The 11,757-nt window shown below is 72.2% G+C and carries 8 protein-coding genes and 1 riboswitch; of the genes, 3 read left to right on the forward strand and 5 right to left on the reverse strand.

The genetic code is table 11. From position 1 onward, the window contains the following. Window positions 1–25: 25 nt before the first annotated feature. From V6N00_RS12145 to V6N00_RS12155, 3 genes are all read right to left on the reverse strand, one after another. Entirely contained in the window at window positions 26–2,608 is a 2,583-nt protein-coding gene (locus V6N00_RS12145) for a GcvT family protein (protein ID WP_334232668.1), read from the reverse strand. A 46-nt stretch (window positions 2,609–2,654) separates the two neighbouring features. Beyond that, a complete protein-coding gene (locus V6N00_RS12150) occupies window positions 2,655–3,791 on the reverse strand; it encodes an aromatic ring-hydroxylating oxygenase subunit alpha (protein ID WP_334232669.1) in 1,137 nt (378 codons plus the stop codon). 113 nt (window positions 3,792–3,904) lie between these two features. Further along, the gene (locus tag V6N00_RS12155) at window positions 3,905–5,197 is read right to left on the reverse strand and encodes an NAD(P)/FAD-dependent oxidoreductase (protein WP_334232671.1); all 1,293 of its coding nucleotides are present in this window, start codon (window positions 5,195–5,197) and stop codon (window positions 3,905–3,907) included. 293 nt (window positions 5,198–5,490) lie between these two features. On the opposite strand from V6N00_RS12155, the gene V6N00_RS12160 reads away from it, so the two are divergent. Next, on the forward strand, window positions 5,491–5,829 hold the full coding sequence (locus tag V6N00_RS12160) for a bifunctional 3-phenylpropionate/cinnamic acid dioxygenase ferredoxin subunit (RefSeq protein WP_334232752.1): 339 nt from the start codon (window positions 5,491–5,493) through the stop codon (window positions 5,827–5,829). 74 nt (window positions 5,830–5,903) lie between these two features. Continuing rightward, the gene (locus V6N00_RS12165; RefSeq protein ID WP_334232672.1) at window positions 5,904–7,814 is read left to right on the forward strand and encodes a BCCT family transporter; all 1,911 of its coding nucleotides are present in this window, start codon (window positions 5,904–5,906) and stop codon (window positions 7,812–7,814) included. A gap of 77 nt (window positions 7,815–7,891) precedes the next feature. On the opposite strand, the gene V6N00_RS12170 is transcribed toward V6N00_RS12165, so the two are convergent. Next, the gene (locus tag V6N00_RS12170) at window positions 7,892–9,319 is read right to left on the reverse strand and encodes an LLM class flavin-dependent oxidoreductase (protein WP_334232674.1); all 1,428 of its coding nucleotides are present in this window, start codon (window positions 9,317–9,319) and stop codon (window positions 7,892–7,894) included. Next, window positions 9,312–10,718, reverse strand: a complete 1,407-nt coding sequence (locus V6N00_RS12175) for an MFS transporter (protein WP_334232676.1) — start codon at window positions 10,716–10,718, stop codon at window positions 9,312–9,314. The genes V6N00_RS12170 and V6N00_RS12175 overlap by 8 nt, the downstream gene beginning before the upstream one ends. Before the next feature lie 36 nt (window positions 10,719–10,754). Next, window positions 10,755–10,871, reverse strand: a riboswitch (SAM riboswitch). Window positions 10,872–11,062: 191 nt separating this feature from the next. Here V6N00_RS12175 and V6N00_RS12180 point away from each other — a divergent pair. Next, window positions 11,063–11,755: an SDR family oxidoreductase gene (locus V6N00_RS12180; protein ID WP_334232677.1), complete on the forward strand. Its 693-nt coding sequence runs from the start codon at window positions 11,063–11,065 to the stop codon at window positions 11,753–11,755. Window positions 11,756–11,757 lie beyond the last annotated feature (2 nt).

The raw sequence follows: 11,757 nt of genomic DNA on the forward strand, positions 1-11,757 counted from the left end.
GGCCCCGCGCGGAGGGCGAGGCCGCTCAGCCGCGCATCCGCTCCCCCGCCGGGTCCACGAGCGGCTCGGCCGTGACGGTCGCGGCGACGGGTCGGCCGAAGTACTCGATGGTCACCGCATCCCCCTCGGCGAGCCCGGCCGGCAGCCACGCGTAGGCGACGGGGCGGCCGACCGTGTACCCGAAGGCGGCACTCGTGACGTACCCCGCCGGTGCGCCGTCCACGAGCACGGGCTCCTTGCCCATCGGCACGCTCGTCCCGTCGTCGACGGTCAGGCAGGTCAGCCGGTTCGGGTCGGACCGCTGCGCGGCGGCCGCACGCCCGACGTAGTCGACCGGCGTCGTGGGGCTGAGCGCGAAGGCCAGACCGGCCGCCTCCGGCCCGTGCTCGGTCGTCATGTCGGTGCCCCATGAGCGGAAGCCCTTCTCCAGGCGCAGGGCGTTGAACGCGGCCCTCCCCGCGGCCACGACGCCGTGCGGACGGCCGGCGGCCCAGAGCGCGTCCCACAGGGCCAGTCCGTCCTCGGTGGCGGCGTAGAGCTCCCAGCCGAGTTCCCCGACGTAGGAGAGACGGAGCGCGCGGACCCGGATGCCGGCGATCTCGATGGTCGCCCCCCGGAAGTAGCGCAGGCCCTCGTCGGTCAGGTCCGCGTCCGTCAGAGTCGCGAGCGCCTCCCGGGCGTTCGGCCCCCAGAACCCGACGCAGCACGTCGTGTCGGTGATGTCGGTGACGGTGACGGGCGCGCCGCCCGCGGCGAGCGCGTCGTCGGCGGCCTTGACCAGCAGGTCCACGTCGATGCCGCCGTTGGCGCCGACCTGGAACAGCTCGTCCTCGATCCGGGCGACGGTGAGGTCGGAACGGATGCCGCCGGTGCCGTCGAGCGCGAGGCAGTACGTGACCGCGCCGACCGACTTGTCGACCTTGCCGCTGGTCAGGTGCTGCAGCAGCGGCAGCGCCCCGGGTCCGGCGACTTCGACCCGCTTCAGCGGCGTCATGTCGTACATCGCGAGCGCCGTGCGGGTCGCGTACGCCTCGGCCGCGGCGATCGGCGAGTGGAAGCGCGCCGACCACGGGTCGCGTGCGCGGGGCGTCCAGTCCTCCGGCAGGGCGTCGACGAGCGGGGCATTCGCCTCGTACCAGTGCGGCCGCTCCCAGCCGCCGGACTCGAGGAAGACGGCCCCGAGCTCCACCTGCCGCGAGTGGAACGGGGAGAGCCGCAGGTCGCGCGGGGAGAGGCGCGGCTGGAGCGGGTGGATGATGTCGTACACCTCGACGAAGTTCTGCGACGCGGTCTCGAGCACGTACGCCTCGTCCAGCTGCACCGCCTCGAACCGGGCGAGGTCGAGCTCGTGCAGGTCCACCTCGGGGTGCTCGTCGACGAGCAGCTGGGCGACGGACCGGGCGACGCCCGCCGAGTGGGTCACCCACACCGCCTCCGCCATCCAGAAGCCGCGCGCCTGCGGGGACTCCCCCACCAGCGAGCCGCCGTCGGGCGTGAACGAGAAGATGCCGTTGAACCCGTCGGCGATACCGGCGGCGCCGAGGGCGGGCAGCAGCTCGACGCTCTCCTTCCACGAGGGTTCGAAGTCCTCCGCCGTGAAGTCCAGCCGCGAGGGCATGGCCCCCGGGGTGACGGCGCCGGGGTCGGTGCGCGGGATGTCCTGCGCCGCGACCGGCATCGGCCGGTGCGCGTAGCTGCCGATGCCCACCGCGTCGCGCAGCTGCCGGTAGTAGAGGTCCCGGTCCTGGTGCCGCAGCATGGGCAGCACCGCGTCGACGCTGTTGTGTCCGGCGCCGCGCGGCACGTCCGCCAGCTCCGGCAGCGCCGTCGTCGTGACGTACTGGTGGGCCATCGGCACGAGCGGGACCGTCTGGCCCACGAGGTCCCCGACCTGCGGGCCCCAGAACCCGGCGCAGGAGACGACGACGTCCGCGTCGAGGGTGTCCTCTCCTCCCCCGGCCGCAGGGGCCACCCGCACCCCGCGGACCCGCCCGTCGCGCACGTCCACGCCGGTCACGCGGGTGCTGCCGACGAACCGGACGCCGCGCGAGCCGGCCCGGGCGATCAGCGCGTCGACCGCGCGGACGGCCGAGGCGAGCCCGTCGGACGGGATGTACAGAGCGCCGAGGACCCGGTCCGCGTCCAGCAGCGGGAAGCGGCGGCCGGCCTCGGCGGGGTCCACCAGGGTCGCGTCGACGCCCCACGAGCGGCCCCACCCGTGCTTGCGGTGCAGCTCGGCGAGCCGTTCGGGCGTCGTGGCCACCTCGAGTCCGCCGACCGCGGCGAAGGCATCCAGCTCCGTCAGCTTCGCGACGGTGTAGGTGGCGAGCTTCGTCATGGTCCGGGAGGTGTTGATCTGGAAGACGAGCCCCGGCGCGTGCGAGGTGGACCCGCCCGTCAGCGGCAGCGGCCCCTGGTCCAGGACGGTCACGTCGGTCCAGCCGCGGGCGGCGAGCTCGTCGGCGAGGTTGGCTCCGACGATGCCCGCGCCGATGATGACGACCCGTTTACCCCGGGACCGGGCGACCCCTCCGGCGGAGGAAGCAGCTGAGGACGCGGCGGACGTGGACGTGGTGGTGTCGGGACTGGTCGGGTGCTGCGAGGTCATGGGACTCCGATCGGGTCGGCCGGACGAGGCGGGCGCCGGTGGCGCGTCAGGTGGTCTCGACGTCGGCAAGGCGCTCGAGCACCCAGTCGTGGAAGAGCCCGATGTGGTGCTCGCTCGGTACCAGCACCCCGCCCTCGGCGTAGATGCGTGAGCCCATCGCGGGCTGGCAGCGCTCGCAGGCGTCGAAGTCCTGCTGGTTGACCCGGTGGAACAGCTCGACGGAGGCGGCCAGGTCCCGGCCGGACTCGACGACCGAGGGCAGGTACAGCCAGTCGCACTCGATCACGGTGTGGTCGACGGCGAGCGGGAACATCCGGTGGATGATGACGTGGTCCGGGACGAGGTTGACGAACACCGTGGGCTTGATGGTCACCGCGTAGTAGCGCCGGTCGTGGTCGTCGTCGACGCCGGGCAGCTTGTCGACGCCGGCGGATCCGTCGATCGTGAACCCCTGCACGTCCCCGCCGAACTCGGCGCCGTGGCCCACGAAGTACTGGGCGGCCAGCCCGTCGGCGAACTCGGGCAGCACCTCGGTCAGCTCGGGGTGGATGGTGGCGCAGTGGTAGCACTCCATGAAGTTCTCGATGATGAGCTTCCAGTTGGCCTTGACGTCGTAGACGATGCGCCGGCCGAGGCTCAGGTGCTCGATGTCGTACCCGTCGATGGCGTGCGCGTCGCCGAGTCGCTCCTCGATGGCGCCGACGACGTCCTCCTCGAACGACGGCGGCTCCGGCGCCAGGCACACCCACACGTAGCCGAGGTACTCGCGGACGGCGACGTCGACGAGCCCGTAGGCCTTCCGGTCGATGTCCGGCATCTTCGTCAGGTTGGGGGCGGCGATCAGCTTGCCGTCCAGGTCGTAGGTCCACGCGTGGTAGGGGCACTGGAACGCACGGTTCGCCTGTCCGGCGTCCTCCATGCACAGCTTGACGCCGCGGTGCCGGCAGATGTTGTAGTACGCCCGCAGCTCCATCTTCCGGTTGCGGGTGATGACGACGGACTCGCGGCCGACCTGCGCGGTACGCCACGCGCCGGGCTTGTCGAGGTCGTCCGCGCGGACGGCGCAGAACCACATCTGTTCGAAGATGCGGTCCTGTTCGGCGGCGAACACGGCCGGGTCCACGTAGGTGTGGCCGGGCAGGGTGGGAATGAGGCTCTCGGAGATCCGGGCCAGGGGGTTCATGGGTGCTCCGCTCGGGACGGGTGACGAAGGATAGAGATGGGCTCGTGTGCGGGTTCGGGAGAGAACCGGACGCCGCCGGCGCGGAAGGCCGGCCCGGAGGGCCGACAGGCGGGTCAGGACGCGAGCGCGGTTCCGGTGCCGTCGACCGTGCTGCCGACACTGCCGTCGGCCGCGCTGCCCGCGGTGCCGAGCGCCCGGCGGGCCCGGGTGAAGAGGCGCGGCGCGTTGACGCCGAGCACCGCGACGGGCCGGCCGGCCCGGTAGTAGCGGGCCAGGAAGGAGCGGTCGGCGAGGCTGCCCTCCTCGATCCGCATCTCGTCGTGCCCGGTGACGACCCCGGCGACCTGCAGCCGCAGGTCGTACTGATCGGACCAGAAGTAGGGGGCGCGGCACGGCCGCCCCGGCTCCTGCAGCAGCACGCCGGCGACCACGCCGGCCCGCTCGACGGCCCCGGTCCAGTGCTCGAGCCGGTGGTGGGCGCCGCGGGACGCGTCCCACCAGGCGGCGCAGTCACCGACCGCCACGACGCCGTCGACGACATCCTCCGTCTCGCCCTCGGCCCCGTCATCCACCGCGCGCAGCGCGCGGCCGGCCTCGTCGCACAGCACACCGCCGTCCGCGGCGAGCCGCAGGCCCGACCCCCCGAGCCAGCCGGTGGCGGCCCGGGATCCGATCCCGACGACGACCACGTCAGCCGACACCACGGTGCCGTCGCCCAACCGCAGCGCGGTGACCCTGGTACCAGTAATTTCTGTGCCGGTGCCGGCGGTGTCTGTATCTATGGCGGTGTCTGTATCGATGGCGACGTCGACGATGCGAGCCGGGGCGATCACCCGCACCCCGTGCGCGCGGTGCTCGCCCGCGAGGAAGTCGCCGATCGGCTCGCCGAGGGCGCGCCGCAGCGGCACTGCGTCCTGGCTCAGCAGGGTGACGTCGGCGCCCAGCGCCGCGGCACTCGCGGCGATCTCGGTGCCGATGAAGCCGGCTCCGACGATCACGAGGCGCCGGCCCGGGCCCAGGTCCGCGCGGAGCCGTTCGGCGTCGGCCATCGTGCGCAGCGTGTGCACGTTGAGCCCGACGGGCAGGAGCGGGTGGTCGACGGCGTCCGCCCCGGTGGCCAGCACGACGCCGTCGGCGGCCACCGTCGTCCCGTCCGCGAGGCTCACCCGGCGGGCCGCGGCGTCGAGCCCGACCGCGGGGGCGCCGAGAAGCCACCGTGCGCCGAGGTCCTCGTCCGTCTCGAGCGCCAGGTCGGCCGTCGAGCAGCTGCCGCGCAGGTAGTCCTTGCTCAGGGGCGGCCGGTCGTACGGGCGGTGGTCCTCCGCGCCCACGACGGTGACCTCACCGCAGAACCCGGCGGCCCGCAGTGCTCGGGCGGTGCTCAGCCCCGCCAGGGATGCTCCCACGATGATGATCGACTGCAAACGCTCCACCTCACGCGCCGCTGGTACCGGCCGACGGGCCGGGGAATCACGGCGACCGGGACGTTGCCGGAGCGCCGTCCGGGCCACCGATGCGGTCCAGCGTGCCGGTCCCGAGGAAGCCGTGTCAAGCATCCGCGGCAGGTGAAATTGATGTTTCGGCAGTCTTGTATATCTGTCACATACTTCTTACACGGAAAGGGTTGACGCGCGTCGGACGTGGCATCGATGCTGGTCTGATCACCGGGGTCCTGCCGGCTCCGGGGAAGGGAGTCACCGTGCACCGGGCCTGCTCACTGGACGAGCTTTCTCCGGGAGAATCACTGCGGCTGGAGACCACTCCACCGATCGCGGTGTTCCGGACCGACGACGGCGAGGTGTTCGCCGTCGACGACACCTGCACCCACCAGGACGCGTCCCTCGCGGACGGCTGGCTCGAGGGGTGCGAGGTCGAGTGCCCGCTCCACGCGTCGCGCTTCGATCTGCGGACCGGCCAGGTCGACGCGCCCCCGGCGAAGCGCCCCGTGCGGGTGCACCGGGTGGAGGTCGTCGACGGGGACGTGATGGTCGAGGAGTCCGCCGATGCGCCCAACCTGCCACCGGGAGTGAGTCTGTAGGGTGCCCGCGCGGCGCCGGGCGTCGCGAACCGCATGCACGGGGTGCAGCAGCGCGCTCCGGAGAGGGAGCTTCGATGAGCATCGATCACGACGAGACCGCCTCCCCGTTGAGCGAGCCCCCGCCGGAGGACGTCCCCCCGGTGCTGCTCGACGGCTCCGACACGGTCGCCGAGCAGGAGTCCGACCTCCTCGACACGCTCCGGCAGACCAGGCGCGAGGCGCGGCGCGGCTTCGCGGACGGTGAGGAGGTGGGCCGGCTCGACCCGTGGATCATCGGCATCGTCGGCGCCGTCGTGCTCGGGCTGGTGATCTGGGGCTTCCTCAGTCCGGGCACCCTGTCCACCGTCGCCAAGGGCGCCCTGACCTGGGTGCTCGACTCGGCCGGCTGGCTCTACGTGCTGGTGGCCTCCCTCTTCGTCGTCTTCGTCCTGTGGCTCGCACTCGGCCGGTACGGCCGGATTCCCCTGGGCCGGGACGGGGAGGCGCCGGAGTTCCGCACCGGCTCCTGGATCTCGATGATGTTCGCGTGCGGCATGGGCATCGGGCTCATGTTCTTCGGCGTCGCCGAGCCGCTCACCCACTTCGTGACGCCGCCGCCGGGAACGGTCGACGGGCGCACGCCCGCCGCGGTCCAGACGGCGATGGCCACGTCCCTGTTCCACTGGACCCTGCACCCGTGGGCGATCTACGCCGTCGTCGGCATCGCGATCGCCTACAGCACGTTCCGGCTCGGCCGGAAGAACCTGCTCTCGGAGGCGTTCGTCCCGCTGTTCGGGCGCCGCGGCGTCGACGGCTGGGGCGGCAAGGTGATCAACATGCTCGCGATCTTCGCGACGCTGTTCGGCTCGGCCGCCTCCCTGGGCCTCGGCGCCCTGCAGATCGGCGCCGGGCTGCAGTTCAACGGCGTGATCGGCGAGAGCGCCACCCCGGTGCTCGTGCTCATCATCGCCCTGCTGACCGCCGCCTTCGTCGCCTCGGCGGTCTCCGGCATCGAACGCGGCATCCAGTGGCTCGCCAACACGAACTCGGTGCTGGCCGTCGTGCTCGCGGTGTTCATCTTCGTGGTGGGCCCGTCGCTGTTCATCCTCAACCTCATCCCCGCGGCGGTCGGCGACTACTTCCGGGACCTGGCCGAGATGGCGTCACGGACCTCCGCGACCGGCGGGGACGGGATGGCCGCATGGCTCTCGGGCTGGACCATCTTCTACTGGGCGTGGTGGATCTCCTGGACGCCCTTCGTCGGCCTGTTCATCGCCCGGATCAGCCGCGGGCGCACCATCCGGCAGTTCGTCACCGGGGTGCTGCTCGTGCCCTCGGTCATCTCGGTCATCTGGTTCGCCATCTTCGGCGGCACGGCGATCTTCCAGCTCCAGCAGAACCCGGACGGCGGCCTGGCCGACGCGATCAGCGACTCGAGCTCGACGATCTACGTGATGTTCCAGAACCTGGCGCTGGAGCCGTGGCTGCTCGGCGCCCTCGTGATCCTCGCGATGATCCTGACGGCGATCTTCTTCGTCACCGGAGCGGACTCGGCGTCGATCGTCATGGGCTCGCTCTCCTCGAACGGCACGATGGAGCCCCGCAAGCCGCTCGTCGTGTTCTGGGGCGTGCTCATGGGCGCCGTCGCGGCGGTGATGCTCCTGGCCGGTGGGGACAAGCCCGACGAGGCCCTCACGGGGCTGCAGAACATGACGATCGTGTCCTCGCTGCCGTTCGTCATCGTGATGGTCCTGTTGTGCGTGGCGCTGGTGAAGGACCTGCAGCGGGACCCCATCTGGTTGCGGCGGCAGCTCTCCGAGTCGATCATGCGGCGGACCATCCGCGACGGGGTCGAGGAGCACGGGCACCAGAAGTTCGATCTGGTCACCCGCCGGTCCGACGCCCCGGAGACCGGCGCCATCCCGGCCGTCGACGCGACGGCGGGCGGCGAGCCGATCTACGCGGGCAGCAGCCGGCGGCTCCGATTCCCGTGGCAGCGGGAATGATCCCGCTGCCGGCATGAGAGCGACGAAGGGCGGCCACCGCGCGGTGACCGCCCTTCGTGCTGTCGTGCTGTCGTGTCTCAGACCCGGGCGTGCCGGAAGCCGGCCCCGTGGTGGTCGGCCGGCAGCGCCGGACCCGCACCGGAGAGCGTCTCACGCAGCGTCGCTCCGGCCCGGGCCGGCTCGAGCATGCCGCGGCGGAACAGCTCGGGGCTGACGCGGCGGACGAAGGACTCGGTGTCCGCGGGCCGCACCGCCGAGATGACGTTGAAGCCGTCGACGTCCGCCTCCGCGACCCAGCGCTCGAGCTCGTCCGCCACGGTCGCGCCGGAGCCGGTGATGACCGGGCCGCGGCCGCCGATGCCGACGAACTCGGCGAGCCGGCGCGGGGTCCACCGCGCGTCGGCGTCCAGCTTCGTGAACGCGGCGAGCGCGGACTGGTTGGCGTCCGTGACGGCGTGTTCGAGCGGCGCGTCTGGGTCGGCCGTGGACAGGTCCACTCCGGTCCACCCGGCGAACAGCGCGAGCGCGGCGTCGACGTCCACGTACGGCCGGTAGCTCTCCAGCCGCTCCCGGGCGGCCTCGTCGGTCCGGTCCGCGATCACCGTGACGCCGGTGAGGATCTTGACGCTGCGGGGGTCGCGGCCCTCGGCGGCGACCTGCTCCCGGATGGTCCGCACCCAGCCGGCCACGACCTGCGGGGTGTGCCCGATGAGGAAGATGGCCTCGGCGTGCCGGGCCGCGAACTGCTGCCCGCGGGAGGAGGCGCCGGCCTGGAACAGGTACGGAGTGCGCTGCGGCGAGGGCTCCACCAGCGCCGGGCCCGGCACGGAGAAGGCCTCGCCCTCGTGCCCCGCGCCGCGCACGCCCGCGGGATCCGTGTAGACGCCGGACTCCCGGTCGCGGCGGACTGCGCCGTCGTCGAAGGTCCCCTCCCAGAGTCTGTAGAGCACGTCGAGGTACTCCTCGGCCCGCTCGTACCGGGCGTCGTGACCGAGCTGCTGCGTGAGCCCCAGGTTCCGGGCCGCCGAGTCCTGGTAGGAGGTGACGATGTTCCACGCGAGACGGCCGCGGGTCACGTGGTCCAGGGTGCTCAGGCGCCGGGCCAGCAGATAGGGGTGTTCGTAGCCGGTCGACGCGGTGACGCCGAAACCGAGCCGCGTCGTGGCCTGCGCGAGCGCGGGCACCAGCACGGTCGGGTCCAGCAGCGGGTACTGCACGCCCCCGCGGACGGCCTCGTCGGCGCTGCCGCGGTAGACGTCGTACTGGCCGAGCACGTCGGCGAAGAACAGGTTGTGGAAGCCGCCCTGCTCGAGGGTCTGGGCCAGCTGCACCCAGTAGCCGATGTCGGTGTACTCGCTGCTGCGGTCCTCGGGGTGGCGCCACAGTCCCGGGCTCTGGTGCACCGGGGTGGGCATGTCGAAGGCGCTCAGCAGCAGGGGCCGCGTCTCGTTCGCTCGGTTCTCGTTCGGTCGGTTCTCGTTCGGTCGGGTCGAGCTGTCAGGCACGGGTGAATCCCTTCGTCTGTGAGGCCGCCGCCGCGCCGACACCGGCGGGAACCGGGTCGGAGCCGGTGACGGCGGCATCGGTCGGGGCGTCGGCGTCGAGCTCCAGCCCGGCGCGACGGGCGTCGCCCACCGGGTCGGCGGCGGCCGCCGCGGAGATCACGCTGGCGACGGCGAGCACGCTGATGTACGCGCAGATCAGCCACGGTGCGTTGCCGCCGAGGGCGAGCAGGCCGGCGGCGATGAACGGCGTGAGGCCGCCGGAGAGGATAGTGCCGATCTGGTAGCCGAGACTGACGCCGCTGTAGCGCACGTGCACCGGGAACTGCTCGGCGAACCACGCGGCCTGCGGGCCGTAGATGGCGTCGTGGATGCCGTTCATGGCCAGGATGTAGACCAGCGGCAGGAGGGCGAGCGGCCCGCTGTCGAGGAACACGAAGTACGGCCACACCAGCACCCCGCCCAGGGCGGCCGAGATGAGGCTGATGCGCCGTCGTCCCCAGCGATCGGACAGGCCGCCCCAGAACGGCCCCGAGATCAGGCCGAGCGCGGAGCAGATCAGCACCGCGGCCAGCACGCTGCCTGCGTCGCCGCGCTTCGCGGTCACGTAGGTGAGGGTGTAGACGGTCAGGATCGAGTAGATGGCCGGCTGGACGAGGCGCTGCCCGATCGCGACGAGCACGCCGCGCCAGTGGTGGCGCAGCACCTCGCGGACCGGGGCGGCCGCGGTAGTCCCGGCCTCCCGCACCTCGGTGAACTCGCGGGCGTCCTTGACGCCGAGCCGGATCCACAGGCCGACGGCGACGAGCAGGGCGCTGGCCAGGAACGGCAGCCGCCATCCCCAAGCGAGGAACGCCTGCTCCCCCAGCGCGGCGCGGCTGCCGGCGAACGCGGACGTCGCCAGCAGCATCCCCGCGGCCGAGCCGATCTGGGTGAAGCTGCCGAAGAAGCCCCGGTGCTGGGCGGGGGCGTGCTCGACGGAGAGCAGCGCGGACCCTCCCCATTCGGCGCCGGCCGACAGGCCCTGCGCCAGGCGCAGCACGATGACGGCGACGACGGTGAACCAGCCGCCGACCGCGAAGGTGGGCAGCAGCCCGATGCCGGTGGTCGCGACGCCCATCGTGAGCAGCGAGATGACGAGCAGCGACTTGCGGCCGATCCGGTCGCCGAGGTGCCCGGCGATGATGCCGCCGATCGGCCGGAAGAAGAAGGCGATCGCGAAGGTCGCAAAGGAGGCGAGGATCCCGCCCAGTGCCGAGCCGTGCGGGAAGAACTGGGTGGAGAAGATCAGGGCCGCGGCCGTGCCGTAGAGATAGAAGTCGTACCACTCGATGGTGGTGCCGACGAAGGCCGATCCGAGGATGCGCTTGCGGGTGAGCGCGCTCCTGCTGGCGTCGAGCATGGGTTCCCCCTTGGGAATCCGGGCGTGCCCTTCAGGCCGCCATCCTTGCCCACGGCGTTGGCACGCGGGCCGAATCGTCACCTGGGGCACCCCACGACAGCGGCGAGGGTTGCCGTCCAGCCGGCCAGGGCCGCATGGCTGGAACTCATGATTCTTCGTCGGCCACGCTAACGGCCGACGGCGAGGATGCGCGACCACCCGGCCGTCACGTTTCGTCATCCGCGCGTCCTGACCGACGTGGTAGCGGAGCCGACCGCCGGCCCACCGTACGATCGACGGCGAGAAGATCAGCAGGCTGACAGCGCCCACGCGCGACAGTGGGACGCCCACCGCAAGGGAGAAGCATGGAACTGACGGGCAACACCGTCCTCGTCACCGGCGGCGGCACCGGCATCGGCCGGACCCTGGCCGAGGAGCTGTGGCGACGCGGCAACACCGTCATCATCGCGGGCCGCCGGGCGGCCGTGCTGGACGAGGTCACGGCGGCGAACCCCGGCATGGAGAGCGTCGAGCTGGATGTCGCCGACCCGGCGAGCATCACCGCCGTCGCCACCGACCTGCTCGCCCGGCACCCGGACCTGAACGTGCTGGTCAACAACGCGGGCATCATGGTCGGCGACGACCCCGCGGCCCCGGTGGACGACGAGGACCTCACCCGCGTCGTGGGGACGAACCTGCTCGGCCCCGTCCGGATGATCTCCGCGTTCATCGACCATCTGAAGGCCACCCCGCACTCGGCGATCCTCAACGTGACGTCGATGCTCGGCTATGCGCCCCTGGCGTCGTCCTCGCTGTACTCGGCGACGAAGGCCGCGATGCACTCGTACACCTTGTCGCTGCGGTACCGGCTGGCCGGCGAGGCGCCCGAGATCATCGAGGTCGCCCCGCCCTACACCCGGACCGCGCTGATGCCGGTCAACCTGACCGATGCGCGGGCGATGCCTCTGGAGGACTTCCTCGCCGAGACGATGGCGGCGCTCGAGGCGGGCGAGGTCGAGGCGTACACACGGATCGGGCGCGAACGGCGCGACGCGTAGCG

This window comes from Tersicoccus mangrovi (assembly GCF_036881825.1).
In the GTDB taxonomy this organism is placed as follows: Bacteria; Actinomycetota; Actinomycetes; order Actinomycetales; family Micrococcaceae; genus Tersicoccus; species Tersicoccus mangrovi.

What these genes read in the sequence shown, in the direction of transcription:
- V6N00_RS12165 (WP_334232672.1), top strand. Translation starts at nt 5,904, where the DNA reads ATGAGCATCGATCACGACGAGACCGCCTCCCCGTTGAGCGAGCCCCCG.
- V6N00_RS12175 (WP_334232676.1), bottom strand. Translation starts at nt 10,718, where the DNA reads ATGCTCGACGCCAGCAGGAGCGCGCTCACCCGCAAGCGCATCCTCGGA.
- V6N00_RS12150 (WP_334232669.1), bottom strand. Translation starts at nt 3,791, where the DNA reads ATGAACCCCCTGGCCCGGATCTCCGAGAGCCTCATTCCCACCCTGCCC.
- V6N00_RS12145 (WP_334232668.1), bottom strand. Translation starts at nt 2,608, where the DNA reads ATGACCTCGCAGCACCCGACCAGTCCCGACACCACCACGTCCACGTCC.
- V6N00_RS12180 (WP_334232677.1), top strand. Translation starts at nt 11,063, where the DNA reads ATGGAACTGACGGGCAACACCGTCCTCGTCACCGGCGGCGGCACCGGC.